The sequence below is a fragment of the Micromonospora fiedleri genome, assembly GCF_016774385.1.
Lineage (GTDB): Bacteria > Actinomycetota > Actinomycetes > Mycobacteriales > Micromonosporaceae > Micromonospora > Micromonospora gifhornensis.
Genome location: NZ_JAETXL010000009.1, coordinates 67,739 through 94,344, shown reverse-complemented (window position 1 = coordinate 94,344; position 26,606 = coordinate 67,739). Strand labels below are relative to the sequence as shown.

The 26,606-nt window shown below is 70.2% G+C and carries 22 protein-coding genes; 7 read left to right on the top strand and 15 right to left on the bottom strand.

Annotation, left to right across the window (positions count from 1 at the left end; translation table 11 throughout):
- Window positions 1-58 precede the first annotated feature (58 nt).
- A complete protein-coding gene (gene abc-f / locus JMF97_RS23855; RefSeq protein WP_203223545.1) occupies window positions 59-1,696 on the top strand; it encodes a ribosomal protection-like ABC-F family protein in 1,638 nt (545 codons plus the stop codon).
- Between the two features lie 215 nt (window positions 1,697-1,911).
- A complete protein-coding gene (locus tag JMF97_RS23850) occupies window positions 1,912-2,628 on the top strand; it encodes a YqjF family protein (protein WP_238360019.1) in 717 nt (238 codons plus the stop codon).
- Window positions 2,629-2,679: 51 nt separating this feature from the next.
- On the opposite strand, the gene JMF97_RS23845 is transcribed toward JMF97_RS23850, so the two are convergent.
- The 4 genes from JMF97_RS23845 to JMF97_RS23830 are packed head-to-tail and all read right to left on the bottom strand — an operon-like array spanning window position 2,680 to window position 6,360.
- A complete protein-coding gene (locus tag JMF97_RS23845) occupies window positions 2,680-3,561 on the bottom strand; it encodes an AMP-binding protein (RefSeq protein WP_203223543.1) in 882 nt (293 codons plus the stop codon).
- Window positions 3,558-4,022, bottom strand: coding sequence for a MaoC family dehydratase (locus tag JMF97_RS23840; RefSeq protein ID WP_203223542.1), 465 nt, complete (start codon window positions 4,020-4,022; stop codon window positions 3,558-3,560). Before JMF97_RS23840 ends, JMF97_RS23845 begins: the two co-directional genes overlap by 4 nt.
- Window positions 4,019-5,191 carry an acyl-CoA dehydrogenase family protein gene (locus tag JMF97_RS23835; protein ID WP_203223541.1) on the bottom strand — a complete coding sequence of 391 codons (1,173 nt, stop codon included), beginning with the start codon at window positions 5,189-5,191 and terminating at the stop codon, window positions 4,019-4,021. The genes JMF97_RS23840 and JMF97_RS23835 overlap by 4 nt, the downstream gene beginning before the upstream one ends.
- Window positions 5,192-5,211: 20 nt before the next feature.
- Complete coding sequence (locus JMF97_RS23830) at window positions 5,212-6,360, bottom strand: acyl-CoA dehydrogenase family protein (RefSeq protein WP_203223540.1); 1,149 nt, start codon at window positions 6,358-6,360, stop codon at window positions 5,212-5,214.
- Between the two features lie 89 nt (window positions 6,361-6,449).
- On the opposite strand from JMF97_RS23830, the gene JMF97_RS23825 reads away from it, so the two are divergent.
- The 4 genes from JMF97_RS23825 to JMF97_RS23810 all read left to right on the top strand — a co-directional run bounded on the left by JMF97_RS23825 (window position 6,450) and on the right by JMF97_RS23810 (window position 10,598).
- Complete coding sequence (locus JMF97_RS23825) at window positions 6,450-7,115, top strand: TetR/AcrR family transcriptional regulator (protein WP_203223539.1); 666 nt, start codon at window positions 6,450-6,452, stop codon at window positions 7,113-7,115.
- Between the two features lie 43 nt (window positions 7,116-7,158).
- Window positions 7,159-8,577: an aldehyde dehydrogenase family protein gene (locus JMF97_RS23820; protein WP_203223538.1), complete on the top strand. Its 1,419-nt coding sequence runs from the start codon at window positions 7,159-7,161 to the stop codon at window positions 8,575-8,577.
- Window positions 8,574-9,650 carry a zinc-binding dehydrogenase gene (locus tag JMF97_RS23815; RefSeq protein ID WP_203223537.1) on the top strand — a complete coding sequence of 359 codons (1,077 nt, stop codon included), beginning with the start codon at window positions 8,574-8,576 and terminating at the stop codon, window positions 9,648-9,650. The genes JMF97_RS23820 and JMF97_RS23815 overlap by 4 nt, the downstream gene beginning before the upstream one ends.
- Before the next feature lie 507 nt (window positions 9,651-10,157).
- Window positions 10,158-10,598 carry a hypothetical protein gene (locus JMF97_RS23810; RefSeq protein WP_203223536.1) on the top strand — a complete coding sequence of 147 codons (441 nt, stop codon included), beginning with the start codon at window positions 10,158-10,160 and terminating at the stop codon, window positions 10,596-10,598.
- Between the two features lie 509 nt (window positions 10,599-11,107).
- Here JMF97_RS23810 and JMF97_RS23805 read toward each other — a convergent pair.
- Window positions 11,108-11,404: a hypothetical protein gene (locus JMF97_RS23805; RefSeq protein WP_203223535.1), complete on the bottom strand. Its 297-nt coding sequence runs from the start codon at window positions 11,402-11,404 to the stop codon at window positions 11,108-11,110.
- A gap of 665 nt (window positions 11,405-12,069) precedes the next feature.
- Window positions 12,070-13,266, bottom strand: a complete 1,197-nt coding sequence (locus JMF97_RS23800; protein ID WP_203223534.1) for a helix-turn-helix domain-containing protein — start codon at window positions 13,264-13,266, stop codon at window positions 12,070-12,072.
- A 425-nt stretch (window positions 13,267-13,691) separates the two neighbouring features.
- On the opposite strand from JMF97_RS23800, the gene JMF97_RS23795 reads away from it, so the two are divergent.
- Window positions 13,692-14,627: a PIN-like domain-containing protein gene (locus tag JMF97_RS23795; protein ID WP_203223533.1), complete on the top strand. Its 936-nt coding sequence runs from the start codon at window positions 13,692-13,694 to the stop codon at window positions 14,625-14,627.
- On the opposite strand, the gene JMF97_RS23790 is transcribed toward JMF97_RS23795, so the two are convergent.
- The 9 genes from JMF97_RS23790 to JMF97_RS23750 form a co-directional block, all read right to left on the bottom strand.
- A complete protein-coding gene (locus JMF97_RS23790; protein WP_203220950.1) occupies window positions 14,610-15,434 on the bottom strand; it encodes a transposase family protein in 825 nt (274 codons plus the stop codon). The two genes, JMF97_RS23795 and JMF97_RS23790, sit on opposite strands and share 18 nt — an antisense overlap.
- 1,018 nt (window positions 15,435-16,452) lie before the next feature.
- Window positions 16,453-19,368, bottom strand: a complete 2,916-nt coding sequence (locus JMF97_RS23785; RefSeq protein WP_307817086.1) for a helix-turn-helix transcriptional regulator — start codon at window positions 19,366-19,368, stop codon at window positions 16,453-16,455.
- A 120-nt stretch (window positions 19,369-19,488) separates the two neighbouring features.
- A complete protein-coding gene (locus JMF97_RS23780) occupies window positions 19,489-20,100 on the bottom strand; it encodes a TetR/AcrR family transcriptional regulator (protein ID WP_102657560.1) in 612 nt (203 codons plus the stop codon).
- A 46-nt stretch (window positions 20,101-20,146) separates the two neighbouring features.
- Window positions 20,147-21,382: an acyl-CoA dehydrogenase family protein gene (locus tag JMF97_RS23775; protein ID WP_203223531.1), complete on the bottom strand. Its 1,236-nt coding sequence runs from the start codon at window positions 21,380-21,382 to the stop codon at window positions 20,147-20,149.
- Between the two features lies 1 nt (window position 21,383).
- Window positions 21,384-22,388 (bottom strand): phosphotransferase family protein, encoded by a 1,005-nt coding sequence (locus tag JMF97_RS23770; RefSeq protein ID WP_203223530.1) that lies wholly within the window; start codon window positions 22,386-22,388, stop codon window positions 21,384-21,386.
- On the bottom strand, window positions 22,381-23,145 hold the full coding sequence (locus JMF97_RS23765; RefSeq protein WP_203223716.1) for an SDR family NAD(P)-dependent oxidoreductase: 765 nt from the start codon (window positions 23,143-23,145) through the stop codon (window positions 22,381-22,383). Before JMF97_RS23765 ends, JMF97_RS23770 begins: the two co-directional genes overlap by 8 nt.
- A 131-nt stretch (window positions 23,146-23,276) precedes the next feature.
- On the bottom strand, window positions 23,277-24,557 hold the full coding sequence (locus JMF97_RS23760; protein ID WP_203223529.1) for an ABC transporter substrate-binding protein: 1,281 nt from the start codon (window positions 24,555-24,557) through the stop codon (window positions 23,277-23,279).
- 57 nt (window positions 24,558-24,614) lie between these two features.
- Window positions 24,615-25,721 carry a branched-chain amino acid ABC transporter permease gene (locus JMF97_RS23755; protein ID WP_203223528.1) on the bottom strand — a complete coding sequence of 369 codons (1,107 nt, stop codon included), beginning with the start codon at window positions 25,719-25,721 and terminating at the stop codon, window positions 24,615-24,617.
- The gene (locus tag JMF97_RS23750; protein ID WP_203223527.1) at window positions 25,718-26,596 is read right to left on the bottom strand and encodes a branched-chain amino acid ABC transporter permease; all 879 of its coding nucleotides are present in this window, start codon (window positions 26,594-26,596) and stop codon (window positions 25,718-25,720) included. The genes JMF97_RS23755 and JMF97_RS23750 overlap by 4 nt, the downstream gene beginning before the upstream one ends.
- Between the last annotated feature and the right edge of the window lie 10 nt (window positions 26,597-26,606).

Here is a 26,606-nt window from a genome sequence, read left to right as displayed (position 1 = left end):
GTGTCCCCCTGTCGGGCGGCTGAGGTCCGCCTGCCCTCACATCCGAGGTTCTGTCCCGATGTCAGATACTTTCGTCGTCTGCTCGAACCTGAGCTTTTCCTGGCCGGATGACACCCCGGTCTTCCAGGACCTGTCCTTCACGATCGGTGGCGGCCGTACCGGGTTGGTCGCGCCGAACGGTGCCGGCAAGAGCACCCTGCTGCGGCTGCTCGCCGGCGAGTACCGGCCCACCGCCGGATCCGTCTCGGTCCAGGGGGTGCTGGGCTATCTCCCGCAGACCCTGCCGCTGATCGGTGACCGCACGGTGGCCGAGGTGCTGGAGATCGCTCCGCTGATCGGTGCGCTGCATGCCATCGAGTCCGGAGACGCCAGCGAGGAGCACTTCACCACGATCGGCAACGACTGGGACATCGAGGAGCGGACCCGTGCGCAGTTGGATCGGCTCGGCCTCGGTGAGCTGGCCTTCGATCGGCGTCTGGACACGCTCAGCGGTGGGCAGGTCATCTCACTCGGTCTGGCCGCGCAGTTGTTGAAGCGGCCCGACGTGCTGCTGTTGGACGAGCCGACCAACAATCTCGACATCGAGGCCCGGCACAAGCTCGCCGACGTGCTGGAGCAGTGGACCGGTTGCCTGCTGCTGGTCAGTCACGACCGGGCGCTGCTGGACCGGATGGACCGGATCGCCGAACTGGACCGCGGCGATCTGCGGTTCTACGGCGGGAACTTCACCGCGTACGAGGCGGCGGTGCGGGCCGCGCAGGAGGTGGCGGAGAAGAACGTCCGCAACGCCGAGCAGGAACTCAAGCGGGAGAAGCGGGAGTTGCAGGAGGCGCGTGAACGGGCGGCGCGGCGGGCCAGCAACGCCTCGCGCAACCTGAAGAACGCGGGCCTGCCGAAGATCTTCGCCGGGACACTGAAACGCAACGCCCAGGAGTCGGCGGGCAGGGCGGACGAGCTGCATTCCGCGCGGGTCAGCGAGGCGAAGGCCCGGCTCGACGAGGCAGGGCAGGCGCTGCGCAACGAGCAGAAGCTCTCCGTGGAACTGCCCGGCACCCAGGTGCCGGCCGGTCGTACGCTGCTGGCCGCTGAACGGATGCAGGTCCGCTACGGTGGGCGGCCGGTCTTCGCCGGCGACGGCGTCGACCTGACGATCCGGGGTCCGGAGCGGATCGCGCTGCTCGGTGCCAACGGTGCCGGCAAGTCCACGTTGCTGCGTCTGGTCACCGGCGCTCTGGAGCCCGGGGGTGGCCGGGTCAGGCGGGCCGACGGCCGCATCGCGTACCTGTCGCAGCGGCTGGACCTGCTGGATCCGGAGCGTACGGTGGCGGAGAACCTGGCGGTGTTCGCGCCGCAGGCCCCGCAGGCGCGGCGGATGCACCTGCTCGCCCGTTTCCTGTTTCGGGGTGCCCGAGCGCAGCTGCCGGTCGGGGTGCTCTCCGGTGGCGAGCGGTTGCGGGCCACTCTGGCCTGTGTTCTGGGCGCGGAGCCGGCACCGCAGCTCCTGCTGCTCGACGAGCCGACCAACAACCTCGACCTGGTCAGCGTCGGTCAGTTGGAGAGCGCGCTCAACGCCTACCAGGGTGCGCTGGTGGTGGTCAGCCACGACGAGCGGTTCCTCGCGGAGATCAAGGTCAGCCGCTGGCTGCGGCTCACCGAGGGACGTCTGCTGGAGACCGGTCCTCCACCCGCCGACTGACGGGGGCCACGACGGCGGCTAGGCCGAGTACGTTCGCGTGCCTTTCGCCGACGGCGGGCCGACCGTCATTCCGTAGTGGACGGACGACGCGCCGTCCTGTTCACCGACGCGCTCGCCACCGGATACGTCGGGGCACAGCTCGGCGAGTTTGTCGAAGGCGATGTCACCTACGCCGCGATCAGGCGAATCAGCCGGCGCTGCCGCAGCATATGAAGATGCATGCTCCCCCTCCCCCCGCCGTGCAGCGCCCGGTGATGTACCAGCAGTGGAACCTGATCACCTTCATCCACTGGCGCTACCCACCCGCTCTCATTCAGTCCCTGCTTCCGGCCGGGCTGAAAGTGGAGACCTTCGACGGATCAGCCTGGATCAGCCTGATCCCGTTCCTCATGCAGGGGGTCAGGCCGACGGGGGTGCCACGACTGCCCTGGCTGTCGGAATTCCCGGAGACGAATGTCCGGACCTACGTCCGGGATCAGCGCGGTCGCAGCGGCATCTGGTTCTTTTCCCTGGACGCGGCCCGGCTGCCCGCGGTGGTGACAGCGCGGGCCAGCTACGGACTGCCCTACTTCTGGTCCGACATGACGGTACGCCGTAGCGCGGATCTGATCTCCTATCGATGCTCCCGCCGCTGGCCCGCACCCCGGGGGGCCCGCTGCGATGTGGACGTACGCTTCGGTCCACCGCTGGGTGAGCGGGAGCTAGACGAGCAGGCCCACTTCCTCACCGCCCGCTACCGACTCTTCACGGTCGTCCTCGGTCGGCTTGCCGCCGCCGAGGCCGAACATGTCGAATGGCCCCTGCACCGCGCCGAGTTGCTGCACCTCGACCAGACTCTGCTGCCCGCGGCGGGTCTGCCGGCGCCCGACGGACAACCAGTGCTGCACGCATCACCGGGGGTGCCGGTCAGGGTGGGAATGTGGCACCGCTGATCCTCGACCGATCGGCGTCGGTGGCGGTGCGGGTGGTGCCGACAGCGACCGTCACCGGCGGTGTCGGCACCACCAGCGTCGTCGCCACCCACCGCCGCCTCGCGACTTCTCCTCGGCCACCTCGACCTGGGTGGCGAAGAGGGTCGTGAAGCGCTCGCCCAGCGACGGCGGCAGGGGTGTTCTGCTGACGCATCTCCGCAGCCGGGGCAGGGCGGGTCGGTCCCGGGCCGCGTCGAGCAGGGCCGCGTACATCGCCGAGGTGCCGTGGAAGACGGTGACCTCCTCGCGGAGCATGAGCTCCAGTGCCGCCGGGCCGGTGAACCGGCTCAGCAGCACCAGGCTCGCTCCGGCGGCGAAGGTGCCGGTCAGCGCGACGTCCTGGCCGAAGCGGCCACCCAGTGGCAGGCAGCTGAGCACCACGTCGCCGTCGTCCGGGTCGGTCGCGGCCCGACCGGCCGGGTCGCCGTCGGTGTCCGGGTCCGCGGCGGCGCTGCCGGGTGCGGGGTCGCTGAGGTCTTCCAACCGGGGTACGCCGGACGGGCCGCGGGTCGGTCCGACGGTGACCAGCGGTACGCCGGCCCGCGCGCTGACCCACTGCCCGGCGGCCAGGTGTGAGGTGTGGCAGACGAGCAGCCGCGCGCCGCGCAGCAAATGAACCGTCTGCGGGCTGGTCGGCGCACCGATCGGCACGGGGTGCGCACCGGCGGCAAGGGCGGCGTAGTAGACCCGGGGAAAGTCGACCACGTTCGGTGCGAGCAGGGCCACCGTGTCGCCGGCGCGTACCCCTGCGGCGCGCAGCCCGGTGCCGTAGCACCGGGCCTCCCACCACAGTTCGGCGTACGTGACGCGGACCCGTCCGTCGACGACGGCGACGGTGTCGGCGTGCCGGCGGGCGGACCCGGCTAGCACGGTCGCCGGGGAGAGCGTGGTCATCGGGGCGGGTCGGTGTACAGCCGGCTCACCGTCTCGGCCACGCAGACCGGCTTGTCGCCGCCGTCGTTCTGCACGGTGACCGTGGCGACCAGCTGCGCCCCGCCGTCGAACGGGGTGACCTGGTCGATGGTGGCGACGACCCGTACCGCGCTGCCGACGCGTACCGGCGCGGGAAAGCGGACCCGGTTGAGGCCGTAGTTGATGCCCATCCGCACCCCGCCGACCCGGTAGAGCTGGCCGACCAGGGCCGGTATCAGGGACAGCGTCAGGTAGCCGTGGGCGATGGTGCCGCCGTACGGTCCGGCTGCCGCCCGTTCCTGGTCGAGATGGATCCACTGGTGGTCGTCGGTGGCGTCGGCGAACAGGTCGACCCGGTGCTGGTCGACGGGGAACCACGGGCCGGGGCCGAGGGTGTCGCCGAGCGCGCCGGTCAACTCGTCGATGCTGGCGAAGGTCCTCATCCCAGGTGTCCTCCGAGTTTCGTGTAGCCGCGCAGCAGGTCGCGGGAGATGATCAGTCGCTGCATCTCGTCGGTGCCCTCGAAGATCCGGTACAGCCGCACCTGCCGGTACCAGCGTTCGATCGGCAGTTCGCGGGTGTAGCCCATGCCGCCGTGGATCTGCATGACCCGGTCGACCACCCGGTTGACCATGCCGGCGCCGTAGAGCTTCGCCATCGAGGAGGCGTGCCTGGGGTCCAGTCCGGCGTCGACCGTCCAGGCGGCCCGCAGGATGAGCCAGCGGGCGGCTTCCAGCTCGGTCTCCGAGTCGGCGATCATCCACTGGATGGCCTGGTTGGTGCCGATCTTGGTGCCGAAGGTCTCCCGGGTGTTGGCGTGGTCGATGGCCATCCGCAGCGCGCGTTCGGCGATGCCGACGGCGTGCGAGGGGATGGTGTAGCGCCCCTTGCCGATCCACTGCATGGCGAGGGTGAACCCCTGGCCCACCTCGCCGAGGATGTTGCGGTGCGGTACGCGTACGTCGTCGAAGAACAGTGACGCCGGGCCGCCCTCGCCCATGGTGGGGATGAACTCCGACCGCCAGCCCATCGACCGGTCCACCAGGAAGGCGGTCGCTCCGCCGTTGCGGGCGCCCCGCTCGGGGTCGGTGACCGCGATGACGATGGCGAAGTCGGCCTCGTTGCCGCCGGTGATGAACGTCTTCTCGCCGTTGAGGATCCAGTCGTCGCCGTCACGGCGGGCACGGAAGCGGATGTTGGCGGCGTCGGAGCCCGCGCCCGGCTCGGTGATGGCGAAGCAGGAGTTACGGTCACCGGCGATGGTCGGCAGCAGGAACTCCTGCCGCTGCTCCTCGGTGGCGTAGAAGAGGATGTTGTCGGCCTCGCCACCGAAGCGGAACGGCACGAAGGTGCGGCCGATCTCGGTCCAGATCAGCGACTGCATGACGGCGGGCAGGTCCATGCCGCCGTACTCCTGCGGCGTGGCCAGGCCCCAGAAGCCGAACTTTTTGGCCTTGAGCTGCAACTCGCGCAGCTCGGAGGGTTCCAGGCCGGGCTGGTGGGCCCGTTCCCGGCGCAGCAACTCCTGCTCCAGCGGCATGACCTCGCGGGTGATGAAGTCGCGGGCGGTGTCGCGGATGGCCCGTTCCTCGTCGGACAGCCCGAAGTCCATGTGCTCACGGTTCCTTTCGGTCAGAAGGCGTTGACGCCGGTGAGCGCCCGCCCGATGAGTAGCTGCTGGATCTGGCTGGTGCCCTCGTAGAGGGTGGTGACACGAGCGTCGCGCAGGTACTTGCCGACCGGATACTCGTCGATGTAGCCGTACCCGCCGAAGACCTGGATGGCGTCGTTGGCGGCGCGGACGGCGGCCTCGCTGGCGAACAGCTTGGCCATCGACGCCTCGGTGGCGTACGGCTGGCCCCGGTCGATCAGGTCGGCGACCTGCCAGACCAGCAGCCGCGCCGCGGCGGTGTCGACGGCGATGCGGGCCAGCAGTTGCTGCACGAGCTGGTGCCCGGCGATGGGTTTGCCGAACTGGGTGCGGGTGCCGGCGTAGTCGACGGCGGCGTTCAGGCAGCCCTGGGCGATGCCGACGCATCCGGCGGCGACCGACATGCGTCCCTTGGCGAGGGTGCCCAGCGCCAGCCGGAAGCCGGCACCGCACTCGCCGAGGCGGGCGGTGTCGGGCACCCGTACGTCGTCGAGGACGAGTTCGGCGGTGGCCTGTCCGCGCAGGCCCAGCTTGCCCTTGATCTCGGATCGGGACAGGCCCGGGCTGTCGGTGGGCACCAGGAACGCGGTGATGCCCCGGTGACCGGGGCCGCCGGTGCGGGCGAAGAGCAGCGCGACGTCGGCGGTGGTGCCGTTGGTGATGAAGGTCTTGCGGCCGGTGAGCAGCCAGTCGTCGCCGTCGCGGACCGCGCGGGTGGTCAGCGCCGCGGCGTCGGAGCCGCTGTCCGGTTCGGTGAGCGCGAAGCAGCCGAGCGCGGTGCCCGAGCAGAGGGCGGGCAGCCACCGCTCGCGTTGCTCCGGGGTGCCGTGGGTGGCGATCGACTTGGCGACCAGGCCGAGGGAGACCGACACGATGCCGCGTACGGCGGAGTCGCCTCGGCCGAGTTCCTCCAGCACGAGGCAGTACGCGAGATGGTCGCCGCCGGATCCGCCGTACTCCTCGTCGATGGTGAGGCCGAGGAAGCCGACGTCGCCGAGTTTGCCGACGATGCCGGGGTCGACCGCCTCGCGCCGGTCCCAGGTCGCCGCGTGTGGCACCACCTCGCGATTGACGAAGTCGGCGGCGAGTTCCCGGACCGCGACCTGCTCGGCGGAGAGGTGAAGGTCCATGCGATTAAACTAGCGCTGCAAGTTTTATGCTGTCCAGACCCCGGTGTGCGACAGTTCCCCGCGAGCCACCGATGCGAAGGAGGACGCCCATGCCCCGGCCTCGACAGGCGCTGCTCAGCCGGGAGCGGATCGTCGATACCGCCGCCGCGTTGATCGACGCCGACGGACTCGACGCGTTCTCCACCCGGCGGCTCGCCGCCGCGCTCGGCGTACGCGGACCCTCGCTGTACAACCACTTCGCCACCAAGGACGAGATCCTCGACGCGGTCGCCGACAGCATCACCGGCCAGGTGGACGTGTCGTTCTTCGGCGAGGTCGACTGGCGGGAGGCACTGCGCCGCTGGGGGTACGAGTTCCGGGCCGCCCTGGCGGCGCACCCGAACATCGTGCCGCACCTGGCCCAGGGTCCCGGCCGACGCCCGGCGGCACTGGCCATGGCCGACGCGGTCTACGGCGGACTGGTCGCGGCGGGCTGGCCGCCCGCCCGGGCGACGCACATCGGCGCACTGATGCGCTACTTCGTGACCGGTTCGGCGCTCGGCTCCTTCGCCCGCGGCTTCGTGGAGGATCCGGGGCTCTACGCCGAGCAGTACCCGCACCTGAGCCAGGCCCACCGCCTGGCCGAGCACCAGCAGCGCGTCGACGAGGGCGCGTTCGCCCTCGGCCTGGAGGCACTCATCGACGGGCTGTCGCACACCTACGAGCGCCTCATCGGGCCGCTGCCACCCCTCCCGCCGGAGGGCCGGACGCACTAGAGTCCAAACTTGCACCGCTAGTTTTAGGTCGAGGTGGAGGCGCATGGAATCCGTACGGACCGACTTCTACCTCGCCGGAGACTGGGCGCCCGCCGAGGGTCGGCAGTCGCTGGAGGTGCACAACCCCAGCACCGAGCAGGTCATCGGCACGGTCCCGGCCGGCACGGCCGACGACGTCGACCGGGCGGTTGCCGCCGCCCGGGCCGCGTTCGAGGGCTGGGCCGCGACCGACCCCGTCGACCGGGCCGCCCACCTCGACCGGCTGCACGCCGAGCTGACCGCCCGCGGCGACGAGATCGCCCGCACGGTCGCCAGTGAACTCGGCACCCCGCTCAAGGTCGCCACCCGCGTCCAGGTCGGACTGCCGTTGACCGTGCTGCGCAGCTACGTCGACCTGGCCGCCCGGCCGGCGGCGCCGCAGACCGTGGGCAACTCGCTGGTGGTCCACGAACCCGTCGGAGTCATTGGGGCGATCACCCCGTGGAACTACCCGCTGCACCAGATCGTCGCCAAACTCGCTCCCGCGCTCGCGGCCGGGTGCACGCTGGTGCTCAAGCCGAGCGAGCTGACCCCGCTGACCGCGTACCTGCTCTTCGACGCCATCCACGCCGCCGGCCTGCCACCGGGCGTGGTCAACCTGGTCACCGGCACCGGGCCGGTGGTCGGCGAGGCCCTGGCCGGCCACGCCGACGTGGACCTGGTCTCCTTCACCGGCTCCACCGCCACCGGCCGACGCATCGCCCACCTGGCCGCCGACCGCATCGCCCGGGTCGCGCTGGAACTCGGCGGCAAGTCCGCGAACGTCATCCTCGACGACGCCGACCTGACCGCCGCGATCAAGGTCGGCGTCGGCAACGCGATGCTCAACTCCGGACAGACCTGCACCGCCTGGACCCGAATGCTCGTGCACCGCGACCGCTACGACGAAGCCCTCGACCTGGCCGCCGCGGCGGCCAACGGCTATCGGCTCGGCGACCCGTTCGACCCGGCCACCCGACTCGGCCCCCTGGTCTCCGCTGCGCAACGCGACCGGGTACGCGAGCACATCACCCGGGCTCTGGCCGACGGCGGCCGACTCGTCGCAGGCGGACCGGACGCCCCGGTGCCGCAGCGCGGCTGGTTCGTCCCGCCGACGATCATCGCCGACGTCGACCCCGACAGCGCCCTGGCCCAGGAAGAGGTATTCGGGCCGGTCCTGGCGGTCATCCCGGTCGATGACGACGACCACGCGGTCCGGGTCGCCAACAACTCCCGCTACGGGCTGGCCGGTGCGGTCTGGTCCACGGACGAGGAACGCGCGGTGCAGGTGGCGCGCCGGTTGCGCACCGGTGCCGTCGACATCAACGGGGCACCCTTCAACCCCCTCGCGCCGTTCGGCGGCTACAAGCAGTCCGGCCTCGGCCGCGAGCTGGGAACCCACGGATTGGCGGAGTTCTGCGAAGTGAAAGCGATCCAGCGGTGAGAGGTCTGGTGGCCAGGGCGGCCGGTACGCCCCCGCGAGTCGAGCAGGTCGACCTGCCCGACATCGACACCGGGCAGGTACGGGTGGCGATCCGGGCGGCCGGCGTCTGCCACTCCGACCTGTCCATGGTGGACGGCACCATCGCCGCGCCGTACCCGCTGCTGCTCGGCCACGAAGCCGCCGGCGTGGTGACCGAGGTCGGCGACGGAGTCGACCGGATCACGGTCGGCGACCACGTGGTGCTCAACTGGGCCCCACCGTGCCGCGCCTGCTGGTCCTGCACCCACGGCGAACCCTGGCTGTGCGAGCGCACCGGCACCCCCGCCGTCGCTGCCGGGCACACCATCGACGGCGAGCCGCTGCACGTCACCCTCGGCCTCGGCGCACTGGCCGAGCAGGTAGTGGTGCCGCAACAGGCGATGGTGGTCGTACCGTCGGACCTGCCCTTCCCCACCGCGGCGCTGCTCGGCTGCGCGGTGCTCACCGGCGTCGGCGCGATCCGCCGCACCGCCGCCGTACGCCCCGGCGACTCCGTCGCCGTCATCGGCCTCGGCGGCGTCGGCCTGTCCGCGGTCGCCGCCGCCCGCGCGGCCGGGGCCGCCACCGTCATCGCGGTCGACGTCTCCCCCGCCAAGGCCGACCTGGCCCACGCGGCCGGCGCCACCGACTTCCTGCTCGCCGACGACAAACTCAGCCGCGCGGTACGGGCCCTGACCGACGGTCGCGGCGTCGACCACGCGGTCGAATGCGTCGGCCGGGCCGCCACCATCCGCACCGCCTGGCGGGCCACCCGCCGCGGCGGACAGGTCATCGTGGTCGGCATGGGCGGCAAGGACGACATGGTCGGTCTCAGCGCCCTGGAGATCTTCCACTCGGCCCGGACACTGCGTTCCTCGGTGTACGGCTCCTCCGACCCGGACCGGGACCTGCCGGAACTGGCCCGCGCGGTGCTCGACGGCAGCTTCGACCTCGACTTCCTGGTCACCGACCGGGTCAGTCTCGACGAGGCACCCGAGGCGCTCGCCCGGATGGCCCGTGGCGAGGGCGCCCGCACCGTGGTTCTGTTCGACTGACGCGCATCCGGCGGCGAGGGGATCGACGTGATGTTGACCAGGAAGGGCTCACGGCTCATCACGGTCGAAGGTGTGGTCTACCGGTGGCGGGCGCGCGGGCGACCGACCTACGCCCAGGCGCTCGGCTTCATCTTCACTGCGGCCTTCGCGAGTCACCGCTCCCCTCTGTGCTGGGAGGCGCGGGACGATTGACCTTAGGCCGCCACTCGTTACCCATAGCCGGACGGAGCGCGAACCAGTAAAACAAGGGCGTCCAGACAACCAACCAGACCAAGAACTCTGCCACTGGGTGGCCTCGGTCGGGGGCAAGCCACACGAACAGGAGTCCTCCTGCGACGCCACTAGCAATCGCTATCGCCACGTTGCGCCATTTCTTCATCCTGGTTCCTTATTGACGTACGCGCATCAGCGCGCCTGCTGTGGACCGGCGAAATCGTTAATGGAGTCAAGACCAATTGCTACCCCGACCCACCCCCACCCCACAACCCCCTGTGGAAGCCTGAGCCCATGCAGGCCCCTACCCCACCTCAGGAAGCAATCACGGCCGCCAACAGCCCGGACTGGTCAACGCGGGCCGCTGCAGGACAACAACTCGCCGCCTGGGCCGACCAGGACGACATCGCCGACATCCTCCAGCGGCTCCTCCTCGACTGCGGCAACACCGCCGTGGTCGAAGCAACCTGCCTGGCCCTGCTACGCCGCAACGACATCCACGGCACCCGGCTCGTCGCACGAGCAACCACCACAGCCCACGATCTCCTGACCATCGGCCTCGACCATCTCGACCACCTCCACGACGCTGTCGTGAACTACCTCCTCCCAGACTGGCTCGGCCAGGTCACCGGAACCGTGGACGCCTTCCTCATCCTCTGCAACGCCCTGGCCCAACACCCCGACTCCACCACAGCAACCGGGGCCAGAGAACTCGCCAGCTGGGCGCGCCCGTAAAACCTCGATGGCCGACGCGAGGTTCCCCTGACCACTCTTCCGATGCGAAGGTCACGGCGGCAGTATGTCCATGTGGTATCGACAAAGACAGAACAGCGGGCCCTTCAAGCGCGAGCGGCGCTGATTTTGGCAGCTCGCCGTCGCTCGCTTGTGACATACAAGGAACTGGGCCTGGCGATCGGCATGTCGGGAGTGCCCCTCAGCAACCAGATGGGCCCAGTGCTGAACAAGCTTTCCGACCTCTGTATCGACGCCGGGGAACCGTCACTCGCAGCCCTCGTTGTCAACTCGACGACCGGGGCCCCCGGCAAGGGCTACGACGACGGTGGAACCCCCTGGCACAGGGCAGTGCAGGAGATCTTTCGCTACTGGGCCAAGCAGGGATAAGGCGAGGCACCCGAGGCTCTCGCCCGGATGACCCGCGGCGAGGGCGGTTTTGTTCGGCTGACGCGCCCGACCCGATCGTTGTGCACTCACGGCGAGCGGGTCGGGCCGGGCTTGATGCGAGGTCATCCGGCCCGGTGACGCCCGTCCCGGCCTGGTTCGCCCGGCCCGGCTGCTGTTCTTCGCTCCTGCACTTCCGGCACCTGCCTGGCCCAGCCGATGAACCGGCGGTGCAGCGCCCCGGCCGGTGCCCACGGCATGTCCTCGGCGGCCTGCACGAGACAGACACCGAGATAGAGAGCCAGCGAAACCGGCGCGCCCGCGTACTCCGCGCGCAACTCCTGCCGCCGCGTCGGGCACGGCCAGGGAAGGTCGCAGCCACCACAACTCCAGATCGGCATCACCGGACCGTGCGTGCTCACCGCACACCGCCCAGGAACCGGGCCACGCTCGCGCGGGCCTGCCGGCTCGTCGCCCACTCCACCTGCCAACACGGGTACGGCACCAACCGCGACCACCACACCCGGCAACCCGCACACATCCCATCGAGCCCACGAACGTGTACCGCGAGGATCGTCTGTTCCGGCCCGCCGGTCACTGCTCACCCTCCCCAGGCCAGTGACCACGATTGATCGGAATGCGATGTCGAGCACGGCAGGGCAGATCGGCTCCGCACCGACAGACCCGCCGCCACCGCCGCCAACACCACGCCGGCCGATGCCGCCGGGCAAAGGTCATCGCGGTAGCCGACAGGTACTCGTCGTACGAGACGCGCCGCTTCAGCGGCATCGAGCCATCCCTGACCGCCGAGGGCTGTTGTGCGCCTCGCGCCTGGTCCAACAACCGCCGCCGGGCGGCCTCCTGCTCCATCGTCTGAATGCGTTGTCCAACGCTGGAGACAACCGGCGACGGGAAGTACCGACTGACGATTCGCCGCAGGAGTCCAATGCCCACTGTCATGTGTCCAGCCCTCCGCCTTGAGGGCACAGAGGGGACACCTGCTGATGTGTCTCGTTCCGCGCCCCTTGGGTGCAGTGGGCTCCAGCGTCACGCCGTGCGGGTCAACGATCCAGAAGGTGACTGTCCGCTAACCAGGTGTGCTGTCCGCTGGTGGTCGATGTCCAGGGGCGTACTCGATGCACAGGTCACGCAATGTCGCGGCCTCTGGTGCCCCCGACTGCTCCACCTTCGCCAGCAATTCCGCAGCCCGCCACCAGTTCGACGGCACCACCCGCCCGGACTCCACAGCCTGCGCCCCAAGTGCGACCGCCTCATCCGGCTGCCCGGCGGCGACCAGGGCAAGACCGAGGTCGAGACGGGCCGACGCGGACCGGCGGGGCCGCGCTCCCCCATCGCCGTACGGGTCCAAATCGGCCAACACAGCCCGCGCCACCTGCTCGGCACCGGGGTCACCCGCCCACGCCAAAGTCGTGGCCGTATATGCGGCAGCCTTGGCCGGGTCGTACCGATAATGGTGCTCGGCTCGCTCAGGAACGGGCAGATTCGCTGTCATCCGTTCGACCCGGTCCAACGCTCGCCGCGTCGCACCGACGTCCCCGATCCGCGCCCACGCACGAGCCTCCTGAGCAGTTGCCTGAATGCGGGCAGAGCTGCCCTTCGGGGCGACCCGCTGAGCTTGTTCGGAGAGATCGAGGGCCGTCCGGTAGTCGCCTTGAGTCAACACGTCCCAGGCCCGGGTTTCGAGACACCATGCCTGGATCTCGTCATGCTCCGCATGTTCGGCAAGATCACGAGCAGCTCGCAAGTGGGCAGCCGCAGCTGTCCGCTGCCGCAGGTCGATGTGCACCGTCGCCCGCAGCACCGCCAACCAGCCACCGGCAACCAACAACCGCCGTTGTTGAGCAAGCGTGACCCGCCCATCCAGCAACCGCCCGACATAGGCGAGATGCTGCCGTACCAGCGGCAACAGATCCGCCGGGGCCATCGTCGGATAGGCACTGGCGAGGTCGTCAACGCCCTGCTCGATTCGTTCGAGCACGGCTCTGCTGACATCGCTGGCGGCGACTCTCGCCCGCAGCTCGCCGGCCTCGGCCGCATGGTCGACAGGCGCATCGACCAAGCGCGCGAGCGAACCCCCTGCGTCGAGAACCTGGTCCAGGTGGCGCGCCGTGTCGACCGTCGGAGCCTTGAGCCCTGCCTCCAACTCGTGCAGATGGCTCTTACTTCGATGCGCGAGCTGCCCCAGGGATCGAAGCGACAAACCGCGCCGCTCCCGAAACTCACGCAGAGCTACGCCGAAGCGCGGATCGACGGACGATGCCATAACGCCGCTCCAAGCTCAAGATGCCAGGTGAACTCACCCAGCCGCCACCTCGTCGACGGTACCCCCAATGACGCGCATAGTTGATCCCTCGCTTGTAAGTTCACGGACGTTCAGTACAGCTAGGTTCACTCACGGCACGCACGCTGCGGATAGCGCCCCTCAAAGCCGATCCCGTACCTGGTTAACCATGATGAACGAGACGACGACTGAGACGAGCGCCGGCCAAAGCCCCTGGTCTAACAACAGGCCCTGTCCATCCAGCGCCTGTCCAGCCCAGGGCCTTACTTGCTGTAGGCTTTCGCCACTGCTGTCCCATGTGACACCGGCGTTCGGGAGGAATTGTGGCTAGTCTCAGCGACCACTTCCGCCATTGGCTTCCACCAACCGAGGCCGACATTCTGCACGCCATCACTAAAGGCCTAATCGTGCTCGACACGAACGTCCTGCTGGATGCGTACCGGTTCGCCGCTCAGGCTAGGCGCGAGTTGCTTGATTCGTTGCGGAAAGTGGGGGAGCGACTTTGGATACCACACCAAGTAGCCCTTGAATTTCACAGAAATCGTGTTCCGGTCATCGTCGAACACGACGCCGCATACCGTGACACAATAGCACTATTGACCGAATTCCGCAGCAAGCTGCACGCCGACTTTGGTGGAAAACTCGCCGAACTGGCCAGCCGAGTGGCACTACCAGAAGACCAGGGTAGTCGACTTGAAAACCTCGTGCTATACGGCTTGGACGAAGCTGCCCGCGAGCTTCAGAAAATGCGCCAGCTGCACGGCGTTCCACAAGACTCCCTACGCAGGGATGAAATTCTATTAAGTCTCCAACAGCTCCTGGCCAGAAAAGTCGGAGAACCACTTACAGCTAAAGAGGAGGAAGAGGCGCGGAACGAAGCCGCTAAGCGGATCTCGAACAAGAAGCCACCTGGGTACCTCGACCGAAAGAAAGACGATCCACACGGCGATTATTTGTTTTGGGTTCAGGCGCTAGGCGAGGCGAAGAAACGCAAGATCCCGCTACTGATCGTTACGCGAGACGTCAAAGATGATTGGTTCTGGAAACAATCCGGAAGAACCATCGGAGCCAGACCAGAGCTTGTCTATGAATGCCGGCAGGAAGCAGGAGTCCCCCTCACTCTCATGTCCACACAGACCTTCCTGTTCCACGCGAGCAAGCACCTGAGCATTGCGGTTAGCGAAGAGACGATAAGACAGGCCGACTCCCTTCCGTCGCCGAGCGAGGAGGAAGGAAAGCGACTAACACCATTATCCGGAATGTCGCTTGCCCAAAAAGGTAGATACCTAATTGACCATCTGGATCAGAAACGCAGTGAGGTGATCTCAGCAAGATTCGGGTAGGTAGCGGTATTCGAAGTGAGTCAGGTGTAGCGCGGCGGCGACGATCTCGCCGATCCGGCGTGGGCTGGCGGTGGTGTGGCGGAGCGTTTTCCAGCGTCCGGTCAGGATGGCGAAGCCGCGTTCGCCTTGCCAGCGCAGGCCGCGTAGCAGCCGGTTGTAGGCGCGGTTGTCGGGTGCGAGTCGGCTGCCGTCGGCGGGCTGTTTGATCGGTGTCTTGATGCCGTGGCCTGCGCTTTCGTAGCCGGAGTCGGCCAGGGTGGGCAGGTCGAGTTCGGCGGCGGACCAGTTCAATGCGGCGGTGACACCGAGTTCGCGGGCGCAGCTGGTGTCGTGCAGATGCGCGGGCATAGCCTGCGAGGTCCAGATCGGCAGCCCGTCTGGGCGCATGATCGCTTGGATGTTCGCGCCGAAGTCGCGGTGCTTTCCGGAGTACCAGGCGTCGATGGTCTCGCCCTTGACCGACAGGGTGGTCTCGGTGAGGCGGTCGCAGTCGAACAGCTTGCCGTCGAGGATCACGTGCGACCAGCCGTCGTCGGCGGCACGGCGCAGCGCGGTGTGTAAGTCGCTTGCTTGCGCGGCGAGTACCGCGATGCCCTCGTCGCGGTAGCGGTACGCGGTCGCCCGGGAGATCCCGAACCCCGCGCCGAGCAGGGCCAGGTCCTCGCCCTTGCGGAACCAGATCAGCACCAACAACGCCTGGTAGAAGCAGGTCAACGCGCGAGTGCCGCGCCGGGTCCCCTTGGCTCGACGCTCGGCGGCAAGCAGCCGGCCGAGATGCTGCACGAGTTCCCTCGGGACGTCGACCATGGCACGATAGGCAATCACGTGGAGCCCTCTCGAAGACGTGTTTCTGTCGCAAGGACGTGTCTATCGATGGCTCCACGCCTGTTTCCATCACCGCCCGACTCGACACCTTCGCCCGTGTCGTACTAATCAACACTTTTGCGCTGCTGAGATCACCTCAGTGAACTGGTCGCGTCCATTGCCCACTATGAGGCCCTGCACGAGAAATCAAGCGATCCGACCATGCTGCGTGCCCTCAGCGCCGCCGCCCAACAAAAGATGGATGAACTGACCGAGGTGACAAGGCAGATAGCTGATTACCAGGAGGTAGTGGAGGCGCTAGTAGATGCTAGCCTAAGAGGCAGTGGGGCGAGACTTGGGATACCGCTCATCCGGGTACAACGCATGAACGCGGTCGCCGATCGCGTTGCCGAGGAAAGCGAGGATTAGACGTCAGTGCCGTTGATTTGTTAGCGTTGAAAGGTTCACCGTCCCGAAGTAACGGACTCGACGGCGAACTAATGCCAACTCTCCCGCTTGAAGCCTCAGACGCTGCATGACGGCCGACGGCGGGGTTACAATAGCAACGTCGATCGTCTGGCGAGGCTCTCGCCCTTCGGCGGAATGATCCGACATGAACCAGTCCATTTCCGGAGTCTTGACTGTGGCCGGACTCCGTCTACGGCCGACAAATGAGCGGCTTCCGATTTCTGACGAAGTAACCGCGCGGCGCTCGCAGGACAATCAATCCTTCACCTGCAAGGAAAGGCTCTCGCCAGCGACCCGGCCAGCAGCACCGGTGAGCTGGTGTATCCGAGAGCGACCAAACAGCAGCGTGATCTTGACGATCTGTCGACGGGGTTGACATAGCCAAGGCCAACCACAGCCACCAGAACCGGCCGATCGGCCCGCGCTCGTTTGGGCGGGGTGCCGCTCGTTGATCCAGGCGCAATGGTCCCTCGCCCCTGATCGTGGCACCGATCATCGCAGCATCGCGACAGCCTGCGGAACGGGTACGGCTTGACCAGATGCTGTCGCGGCCTCAGCCCAAGGCGCGGGCCAGTTCGGTGCGGGAGCGGATGCCGAGCCGGTGGTAGATGTTGCGCAGGTGGTGGTCGATGGTCCGGGTGGACAGGAACATCTGCGTGGCGACCTCCCGGTTGGTGGCGCCGGCGGCGACCAGTTGGGCGATGCGCAACTGCTGCCCGGTCAGCAGCCGTACCGCCTGCCGGTCCGGCGTGCCAACAGACTCCCCCGCCGCGCGTAGCTCCACGGTGGTCTGCCGCGCCCACACGTCGGCACCGAGCAGGACGAAGGTCTGCCGGGCCCGGTGCAGGTGGTCGCGGGCGTCGCGGGGCCGCCGGTTGCGGCGTAGTTCCCGGCCGTAGAGCAGTTCGGTGCGGGCCCGTTCGAAGGTGGCGGCGTCGGCCGGGTGCAGGCACAACGCCCGGTCGAAGTGTTCTTCGGCTTCGGCGCTGCCGCGCGGGGCCAGCAGCGCGTGGCAGCGGGCCGACAGCGCCCGGCGCAGCGGGCTGGCGGTGCTGCCGGCCCAGCGGTCGAAGACGGCGAGCGCGGCTCGGGCCCGGGCGGGTCTGCCGTCGTGGGCGGCGGCTTCCACCAGGTGGGGTGTGGCCATCACCTGGACGAGCACCTGGCCGCGCCCGGTGCCGGGGCGGGCCAGCGTGGCCAGCCGGTCCGCGGCGTCGGCGTACCGGCCGTCGACCAGGTCCAGCACCCCGAGGGCCCACTGGGCGAGGGCGTACGGGCGGCTGCCGGGTGCGGCGGTGTCGCCCAGCTCGGCGACGTGGCCGAGGCAGGCGTCGTGGTCGGCCCGCACGGCCGACAGCACGGCGAGCAGACCCAGGTGTACGCCGGCAGTGGCGTGCTGTCCGGCGGCCCGGGCCACCCGCAGTCCTTCCTGGCAGCTTTTCGCTGCGGCGTCGTGCCTGCCCAGCCAGTATTCGCTCATCGCGCGCAGTTCGAGCGCCCTGGGCAGTAGTGACACTTCGCCTCGGTCGGTGGCCAGGTCGACGGCGTCCTCGGCGAGCCGGTACGCCGCAGCGTCGACCGCGACCAGCAGGCCGGCGGCGGCCGCACCGGTCAACGCGGTCGGGGTGACTGCGGCACCGCGCAGCCGGCCGCCGAGGGCCACCGCCCGGCGCAGCAGCGGGCCGCCGTGGGCGTGCTCGCCCCGCAGGGTGGCGGCGACCCCGGCGACCAGGGTGGTCAGCAGGTCCGCCCAGGGCGGATCCCCGTCGCGGCGGAGTGCCTGCACCCGGCGGGCCACCTCGCCGTAGCGGTAGTGGTCCCCGGAGAAGCAGACGGCCTCACCGGCGCGGACCAGGGCGACCAGTGCCGACTCGCGGTCGACGTCGGCCAGTGTGGTGGCGGCGGCCAGCAGGGTGGGCAGTGCGGTGGAGGCGCGACCGCAGCGCAGGTGCATCTCACCGCGCAGTAGTTCGGCCAGGCCAGCCGTGGCAGCGGTAACTTGCGGGCCAGCGGCGCTACGCCCGGCCAGCGAGGGTGGGGTCATCGACAGGCCAGGAGCGCTGCGCCCGGTCGGCGCGGGTGGGGTCATCGGCAGGCTAGCGGCGCTGCGGCCGGTCGGCGTGGGTGGGGCCTGGTGTGGCAGTGGGCCGGTCGTGTCGGCGAGGTGGTGCAGAAGCGCGTGAGCCCGCTCGGGTTGTCCGGCCTGCCAGGCGTAGCGGGCCGCGGTGACCTGCCGGGCGGTGGCGAGCGCCGGGTCGTCGCTGAGTTCGGCGGCCCGGGCCAGCGCGGTCGCGGCCACCGACCGGTCCTGGTGCGCTGCCGCCGCGTCCTCCAGCTCGGCGGCCAGCGCCGGATCATCTCCGTCGGTTGCCGCGGCCCGGTGCAGGGCCCGACGCAGTCGCGAGCCGGTGCCGTCGAGGGCGGCGGCGAGCAGCAGGTGGGCGTCGCGGCGGGCGGTGACGGAGGCGGTCGCCTCGATCATGCTGCGGGCCAGCGGTCGGGGAAACTCGGCGCCACCGGGTGTGGTGATCCGGATCAGGCCGGCGGCCTCGGCGGGCACGAGTGCCTCGACGCCGCTGCCGGTCGCGCGCAGTGCGCGTCCCAGGGTGACCGGGTCCACGGCGGCGGCCCGGCCGGTCGGGGTGGCGAGGTCGGCTGCGGCGATCGCGGCCAGCAGCAGCGCGCCCTGGGTGTCGCGGGGCAGGCGGGCCAGCAGGGCGCGGTACGTCCGGCCGAGGGTGCCGTCGGTCGGCGGTGCGGCCGGCAGGGGTTCGGTGCCGCACCATTGGCCGGGGGTCAGCGTGTCGGCGAGGTCGACGAGTGCCTGTGGGTTTCCGGCGGCGAGGGTGGTCAGGGCGGCCAGCACCGGCTCGGGTGGTGGTGGGCCGGGGCGTCGGGCGGTCAGCAGGGCGAGGCTGTCGGAGGGGTCCAGGGGCAGTAGTCGGCGGCCGGGTATCGCCTGCGCTGCGGTGTCGTTGCCGGCGGTGAGCAGGAGCACGACCGGCAGTTGGGGCAGCCGTCGGGCCACGAAGGTCAGTACCCGCACCGTCGGGGTGTCGCCTGCGTCGAGGTCGTCCATGGTGCAGAGCAGTGGGCCGTCGTGGGCGGCTTCGGCGAGCAGTCCGAGGACGGCGTGGGAGAGGATGAGCTGGTCGCGGTCGGGGCAGCCTTCGCCGGTCAGGGCGTCGCGCAGCACCTGCCGCTGCCGTTCGGGTAGCGCGTGTGCGCGGTCGAGCACGGGGTCGAGCAGCCGCTGCAGTCCGGCGTAGGGCAGCATCGCCTCGTCGGCCAGGCCGGCGGCGGCCAGCAGGCGGCGACCTGCACGGTGGCGGTGGGCGTACGCCAGCAGGGCGGTGCGCCCCGCGCCGGGCTCGCCGTGCAGCAGGAGCGCTCCTCCGGCCGGTGCGGCGAGCAGCGAGCGGATCTCCCGGCACTCCCCCTGCCGGCCCCGTAGCACTTCTATTTGCACTGCTGATGCACTAACCATGCATCGAGTCTCACCTATCGGACAGCGCTTGAGAAGAGGTAGAAGCGGAATTCTGCGGCAACTGCCCCAGGTCACCCGCCTCGCGGTACCGGCCGCGACCCGTCAGCGCTCGTCCACCTGAGCCAGCAGCGCGCCGACGGTACGGGCCATCACCGCCCGGGCGGCGTCCACGCCCAGCCCGAGGCCGTCGCGCAGGGTGGACCAGGCAGGCCAGGTGCTGGCCGCCACCACCGCGTTGACCACCTGGTCGCGTGCCGGCCCGGCGCGGTCGAGTTCCTCGGCGAACAACTGCTCGATCTCGTCGCGTACCCGGGCGATGTGCTTGAGCCGGTTGCGGCGCAGCTGTGCGGAGAACGGCTCGCGCATCTGCGCGGCCCGCGCCGACGGTGCGATCAGTTGCAGCAGCTTGGCCCGCTGCCGGCAGAAGGCGTCGACCCGCTTGGCGAGCGGCAGGGTGGGCGAGATCGGCCGCCAGGCGGCGTCCTGCTGGCGCAGCAGCTCCGCGCCGCTGGCCTCGAACAGGGTCTCCATGTCCTTGAAGTTGGTCCAGAGCGTACGCAGGGAGATGCCGGCCCGCTCGGCGATGCGCTCACCGGTCGGACGCAGGTCGCCCTCGGAGATGAGCGCGAGATGCGCCTCGACGATGGCCGCCCGGGTGCGCTCCGCCCGCGCAGTGCGCCCGTCGACCCGACCGGCGGTCTCGGCACCGACCATCCGCGCCCGTCTCCTCACCCTTGCTGCTCCCTCGTGCCAGCCGAGTCTAGACGCGCGCTGGTACGGCTTCCGCGTCCCGATACCGACGCAGCTCCCGGCGGGCCAGGGACTGCCGGTGCACCTCGTCGGGGCCGTCGGCGATGCGTACCGCGCGGGCCCGGGTCCAGAGCCGGGCCAGCGGGGTGTCCTGGCTGACCCCGGCCGCGCCGTGGGCCTGCACCGCCCGGTCGATGATCCATTCGACCGTCTCCGGCACCGCGATCTTGATGGCCTGGATCTCGGTGTGCGCCGCCCGGTTGCCGACGGTGTCCATCAGCCAGGCGGTCTTGAGCACCAGCAGGCGGGCCTGCTCCAGGCGCACCCGGGCCTGCGCGATCCAGTCCCGCACCACGCCCTGATCGGCAAGCGGCGCACCGAAGGCGTGGCGCTGGCTGACCCGCCGGCACATCAGCTCGACGGCCCGTTCCGCCATGCCGAGCAGCCGCATGCAGTGGTGCACCCGACCCGGACCGAGCCGGGCCTGCGAGATGGCGAAGCCCGATCCCTCGGTGCCGATCAGGTTCGCCGCCGGCACCCGTACGTCGACGAAGTCGATCTCGGCGTGGCCGCCGTGGTCGCTGTCGTCGTACCCGAAGGCGGTCATGCCTCGGCGGACGGTGACGCCCGGTGTGGCGCGCGGGACCAGGATCTGGCTGTGCTGTTGGTGTCGGGGGGCCGAGGGGTCGGTGCGGCCCATCACGATGAAGATCGCGCACTGTGGGTCCATCGCGCCGGTGACGAACCATTTGCGGCCGTTGACGACGTACTCGTCGCCGTCGCGTTCGATGCGGGTGGCGATGTTCGTGGCGTCGGAGGAGGCGACCGCCGGCTCGGTCATCGCGAAGGCGGACCGGATCCGGGCGTCGAGCAGCGGGGTGAGCCACTGCTCGCGTTGCTGCGCCGAGCCGAACTGGGCGAGCAGTTCCATGTTGCCGGTGTCCGGTGCGGCGCAGTTGAGCGCGACCGGGGCCAGCCACGGGCAGTGGCCGGTGATCTCCGCCAGGGGTGCGTACTGGAGGTTGGTCAGGCCGGCGCCGTGCTCGCCGGGCAGGAAGAGGTTCCACAGGCCGCGGCGGCGCGCCTCCGCCTGGAGTTCGCCCACCACCGGCGGCACCGTCCACGGTTGCGCGGGCGTCCGGGACTGGGCTTCGAAGATCGGCTCGGCCGGATGGACGCACTCGGTCATGAACTCGTGCAGGCGCTCGCGCAGCCGTTCGGTGGTGTCGTCGTAGCGGAAGTCCACGTCATCGTCTCCCTAGCGTGCTCAGGCCCTCGGCGATCAGCGGCGGCACCCGCGGGCCGATCTGGTCGAATCCGTCGCCGACGGTCTGGCCCTGCACGTAGCGGTAGTGCACGCCCTCGAGGATCACCGCGAGCTTGAAGGCGGCGAAGGCGAGGTACCAGGGCAGTGCGTCGACCGATCGTCCGGTGCGTCGGGCGTAGCGGGCGGCCAACTCGTCGGTGCCCGGTTGTCCGGGTGCGGTCACCCGGCGGGCGTAGACCAGCGACAGGGCCAGGTCGGCCAGCGGGTCGCCGAGGGTGGACATCTCCCAGTCCAGTACGGCGCGTACGGTGCCGTCGTCGCCGAGCAGGACGTTGTCCAGCCGGAAGTCGCCGTGCAGCACGGCCGCCGCACGGGTCTCGGGTACGGCGGCGGCCAGCCGGTCGTGCAGTTCGCCGATGCCGGGCAGCTCCCGGCTGCGGGACGCGTCGAGTTGGCGTTTCCAGCGGCGGACCTGCCGGGCGTTGAACCCGTCGGGGCGACCGAAGTCGGCCAGGCCGACCTCGGCCGGCTCGACCGTGTGCAGCACGGCCAGCAGGTCGATCAGCCTGAACGCCAGGTCGCGCACCTGCGACGGGGACCAGCCGACGAGTTCCTCCGGTTCTCGGTGCACCCGGCCGGGCACCTGCCCCATCAGGTAGAACGGCACTCCGAGCACCGCCGGGTCGGCGCAGTGGTGGACCATCGGCGGCACCGGGACGGCGGTCGGCGCGAGGGCGTCCATCACCCGGTACTCCCGGCCCATGTCGTGGGCGGTGGCCAGGACGTGACCCAGCGGCGGGCGGCGCAGCACCCAGCGGCTCTGCCCGTCGGTCACCGCGTAGGTGAGGTTGGAACGCCCGCCGGTCAGCAGCGCACCGTGCAGCGGCCCGGTGATCAGCCCGGGCACCTGGTGGTGCAGGTAGGTGGCCAGCCGGTCCAGGTCGAGTCCGGGCAGCGGTGCGGTGTCGCCCGCCGGGTCAGGCATCGCGCTGCTCCGTCTGCTGCTGGAGGCGGTTCATGCCGCGCAGCCAGCGGTCCGGGTCGGCGGCCCGGTGGGCGTACCAGCCGGCAACCTGCGGGTGCGGCAGCACCAGGAACCGGTCGTCGTCCAGCGCCGCCAGCACGCAGTCGGCCACCTGGTCGGTGGTGACGGCGGTGGCGTCCAGCAGGGCACTGCTCATCGCGTCGCCGGCGGCCAGCATCGGGGTACGCACACCCTGCGGGCAGAGCGCCTGCACGACGATGCCCCGGTGCGCGTACGTGGCGCGCAGCCATTCGGCGAAGCTGAGCGCGGCGTGTTTGGTCACCGCGTACGGCGCGTTGCCGAGCATGGTCAGCAGGCCGGCGGCGGACGAGGTGACCAGCAGCCGCCCTCGCCCGGCGGCGAGCCAGTGTGGCAGCAGTTCGCGGGCGGCGTGCACGTGCGACATCACGTTGACCCGCCAGGCCGTCTCCCACGCTTGGTCGTCGGCGTCGCCGGCGGTTGCCACGCCGGCGTTGGCGCAGTACAGGTCGACGCCGCCGAGCCGTCGGCGGGCAACGTCCACCAACTCGGCGACACCGGCCGGGTCGGCGGCGTCGGCCGGGCAGGCGTACCCGTCGATCCGAGCGGCCACGGCCTGTGCCGCCTCGGCGTCGAGGTCGTTGACGATCACGCGGGCCCCGGCGGCGGCGAACCGCTCGGCGAGGGCCGCACCGATGCCGGAGCCGGCACCGGTCACCACGACCGCCGCCCCCGACAACCACCGTGCTCCTTGCGGCTTGCCGGCGGTCGCGCCGTCGGTGGCCGGGTCGGTTGTCGACATCGGACTCCCGTCTGCGGTCGGGCGTGGCCCGCACCCGTACCGGGGTGCGGACCACGCGGACGTGGTACTCAGGCGGTCGGTACGCCGTTGACCGGTGGCGACACCGGCGGTGCGGTGTACTCGTTGACCGGTCCGTCGGCCTCGTCGGTCTCGTACGTCGGGCCGAAGTAGCTCTGCTCTCCCCCGCTGACCCGGCTCAGCCGACCCCCGCCGTAGCCGGAGTGGTCGTCGGCGGAGAAGCGCAGCGGCGCGACGCCGGGCCCCTGGTAGCCGCCCTTGCGGACAGCCTCGACCAGCGACTCGCGGGTGAGGTCCTTGCCGGCGGCCAGCAGCACCTGCACGAACAGGTAGCCCACGGCCATCCCGTAGACGGTGTTGCCGTCGAACTCCGCGCCACCGTTGTGTTCGGCGTTCACCTTGGTGAACAGCTGGATCCACGGGTTGTCGGTGTCGCCCTGCATCGGCAGGTAGTTCAGGCCGACCATGCCCTCCAGCAGCCCGGCGGCGTCGCCGAGTTGCCGGGCCAGCGTCGGGTGGTCGGCGCCCACGTTCGACACCACCCACTGGGGACGGAAGCCCAGCCGGGCGGCGGTGCCGACGGACAGAGCGGTGAAGCCGGGCACGGTGGCGAGGATGACGACCTCACAACCGGCGGCCTTGAACGCACCGATCTGAGGGGCGACGTTGGTGTTGCTCGTCACGTACGTCTCGCGGACCACCACGCCGTCGGCGCCGAGCACCTTCTCCACGCCGGCCAGGGCGTCCTGCCCGAAATCGTCGTCCTGACCGAGGAAGCAGACCTTCCGGCCGGGCAGGGTGGTCTTCACGTGGTTGGCCAGGATCTTGCCCTCGACCGTGTAGTCCGGGTTGAAGCCGAAGGTGTTCGGGTAGCGGTCGGGCTGGTCCCAGTTGCGGCTGCCGGAGGCGACGAAGAGGTCGGGCACCCGGTTGGTGTGCAGGAAGTCCAGCACGCCGGTGTGGGTGGGGGTGCCGAGGCCGTTGAGGACGGCGAAGACCTTGTCCTGCAGGACGAGTTGCCGTACGACCTGCTGGGTGGTGGCCGGGTTGTAGCCGTCGTCCATGACCTTGTAGGTGATCTTGCGGCCGTGGACGCCGCCGTTGGCGTTGACGTAGTCGAAGTAGGCCTTGGTGGCCGGGGCGATCTTCGAGTAGCCGGCGGAGGCCGGTCCGGTCAGCGGCATGTGGGTGCCGACGACGATCTCCGTGTCGGTGACCCCGGGAACCGGTTCCCCGGCGCCGGGGCCGTCGTCGGAGCCACACGCGGTGAGAGTGAGCAGCAAGGTGAGGGTGGTGGCGATCGCGAGACCGCGCCGTTCCGTGGTTCGCATGGGACACCGACCTTTCATCGGTCCGGTTGTGCGAGGTGGGTGGTGGGGGTGGGGCGGTTACGAGCGCCCGGCCGGCCGGCGGGCGCGCAGCGCCCGGGTCAGTCGGGACAGTTGACCCTGCACACCGCCGGGGGCGGCGATCATGACCACGATCAACGTGGCCCCGAAGATCGCCAGCGGGAGGTTGCCCTCCAGCCGCTGCGCCGTCGCCGGTGAGAGGGTGAACAGGTTCGTCAGGGAGTGCGTCAGGTCGGGCAGGACGACCAGCAGGAAGGCACCCCACACGGCGCCGGCGAGCCGACCGAGACCGCCGATGACGACGGCCATGAGCAGGAACAACGACAGGTTCAGACCGAACGCGCCGGGTGACACGCTCTGCGCGAGCACCGCCAGCAGGGCGCCGCCGAGACCGGCGCCGGCCGCGCTGACCACGAAGGCGATGACCTGGGTACGGGCGACATGGATGCCGGCCAGCCGGGCGGCGACCTCGTCGTCGCGTACCGCCCGGAACAACCGGCCGTAGCGGCTGCGGACCAGGTTGGCCAGCACCACCAGGCAGAGCAGGGTCGCCCCGGCGGCCACCCAGAGCTGCCACCGCTCGTGCGGGAAGTAGAGACCCAGCCCCGCTGGTGCGGGCGCCACCGGCACCGGCAGGCCCTGCTCGCCGTTGAAGATGCCGTCGAAGGTGACGGTCAACGCCGGCACCACCACCGCCACCGCCAGGGTGAGCCCGGCCAGGTAGGGGCCGCGCAGCCGGGCGGCGGCGACGCCGACGACCAGACCCACCGTCACGGTGACCGCGACGGCGGCGAGCAGCGACAGCAGCAGCACCGAGCCGGAGGTGACGCCCCGATCGAAGAAGGCGTTCTGGCACAGCGCGACCGTGTACGCGCCGGTGGCCATCAACGCCCCGTGCCCCAGCGAGAGTTGCCCGCAGAGCCCGGTGAGGATGGTCAGCCCGGCGGTGGCGCACAGGTAGGCCGCCACCGTGGCGAGCTGGAAGTTGCGGTACGAGTCGAGCTGGTAGCTGATCAGCAGCACCACCAGTGCGGCGCCGGCGGCCACGACGAGGTGGCGGAGCAGGGTCGGCACGGACCGGCCGGGACGGACGAGATCGACGGCGCGCAGTCGGCGGGGCGGCGCGGGCGCCCGGGTGGCGCTCACACCCGCCTCGCGGTGACCGTGGCGAACAGTCCGCCGGGGCGCAGCAGCAGCACCGTCAGCAGCAGGGCGAGCACCGCCAGCGGGATGAGGTCGCCGCCGGCGTACCCGCTGACGTAGGACAGCAGCAGGCCGACGCCGAGGCCGCCGACGACCGCGCCGGGCGGGCTGTCCAGCCCGCCGAGCACCGCGGCGGTGAACGCGGAGACGAAGACCAGGTCCATCGCGTGCGGATGCAGGCCCAGTTCGGTGGGGATGACAAGCATCGCGGCCAGCGCACCGACGCCCGAGGCGAGCGCCCAGCCGAGGGTGAGCATGCCGCCGACGTTCACGCCGAGCAGTCGGGACACCTCGGGTGCGAAGGCCGCCGCCCGCATCCGAAGCCCGATCGCGGTCCGGGTGAAGATCCAGACCAGGGCCGCGCCGACCACGCCGACGGTGGCGAAGACGAACAGGTCGTACGGCGACAGCACGGCGGTGTCGCCCACCGTCAGCGCGGTACGGCTCAACGGGGCCTGTGCGGGCAGGTACTCGTTGCCGTACACCATGCCGAGGATCGCCTGGATCAGCAGGACCAGCCCGAGCGCGACGATCACCGGGTTCAGTGGTGAGCGGTGGTCCACCAGTCGCATCACCGCGATGTCGACGATCACGCCGAGCAGCAGTCCGGCGAGCAGTGCCGCGGCGAAGCCGAGCCAGTACGACCCGGTCGCGGCGGTGACGCTGTAGGCGACGTACGCGGCGGCGACCGCCATCGCGCCCTGGGCGAAGTTGACGATCCGACCGGCCCGCCAGATGAGCACCAGGGCGAGGGCGAACGCGGCGTAGACCGCGCCCCTCGACAGCCCGTCGAGGGTGAGGAAGAGGAAGCGGTCCACGGTCCTCCTA

Bases quoted from the DNA above. Each gene is read 5' to 3' on its own strand.
- JMF97_RS23845 (WP_203223543.1), bottom strand. From the start codon at position 3,561: ATGACCACGCTCTCCCCGGCGACCGTGCTAGCCGGGTCCGCCCGCCGG.
- JMF97_RS23850 (WP_238360019.1), top strand. From the start codon at position 1,912: ATGCATGCTCCCCCTCCCCCCGCCGTGCAGCGCCCGGTGATGTACCAG.
- JMF97_RS23760 (WP_203223529.1), bottom strand. From the start codon at position 24,557: ATGCGAACCACGGAACGGCGCGGTCTCGCGATCGCCACCACCCTCACC.
- JMF97_RS23830 (WP_203223540.1), bottom strand. From the start codon at position 6,360: ATGGACCTTCACCTCTCCGCCGAGCAGGTCGCGGTCCGGGAACTCGCC.
- JMF97_RS23810 (WP_203223536.1), top strand. From the start codon at position 10,158: ATGCAGGCCCCTACCCCACCTCAGGAAGCAATCACGGCCGCCAACAGC.
- JMF97_RS23825 (WP_203223539.1), top strand. From the start codon at position 6,450: ATGCCCCGGCCTCGACAGGCGCTGCTCAGCCGGGAGCGGATCGTCGAT.
- JMF97_RS23820 (WP_203223538.1), top strand. From the start codon at position 7,159: ATGGAATCCGTACGGACCGACTTCTACCTCGCCGGAGACTGGGCGCCC.
- JMF97_RS23770 (WP_203223530.1), bottom strand. From the start codon at position 22,388: ATGCCTGACCCGGCGGGCGACACCGCACCGCTGCCCGGACTCGACCTG.
- JMF97_RS23840 (WP_203223542.1), bottom strand. From the start codon at position 4,022: ATGAGGACCTTCGCCAGCATCGACGAGTTGACCGGCGCGCTCGGCGAC.
- JMF97_RS23835 (WP_203223541.1), bottom strand. From the start codon at position 5,191: ATGGACTTCGGGCTGTCCGACGAGGAACGGGCCATCCGCGACACCGCC.
- JMF97_RS23800 (WP_203223534.1), bottom strand. From the start codon at position 13,266: ATGGCATCGTCCGTCGATCCGCGCTTCGGCGTAGCTCTGCGTGAGTTT.
- abc-f (WP_203223545.1), top strand. From the start codon at position 59: ATGTCAGATACTTTCGTCGTCTGCTCGAACCTGAGCTTTTCCTGGCCG.
- JMF97_RS23790 (WP_203220950.1), bottom strand. From the start codon at position 15,434: ATGGTCGACGTCCCGAGGGAACTCGTGCAGCATCTCGGCCGGCTGCTT.
- JMF97_RS23780 (WP_102657560.1), bottom strand. From the start codon at position 20,100: ATGGTCGGTGCCGAGACCGCCGGTCGGGTCGACGGGCGCACTGCGCGG.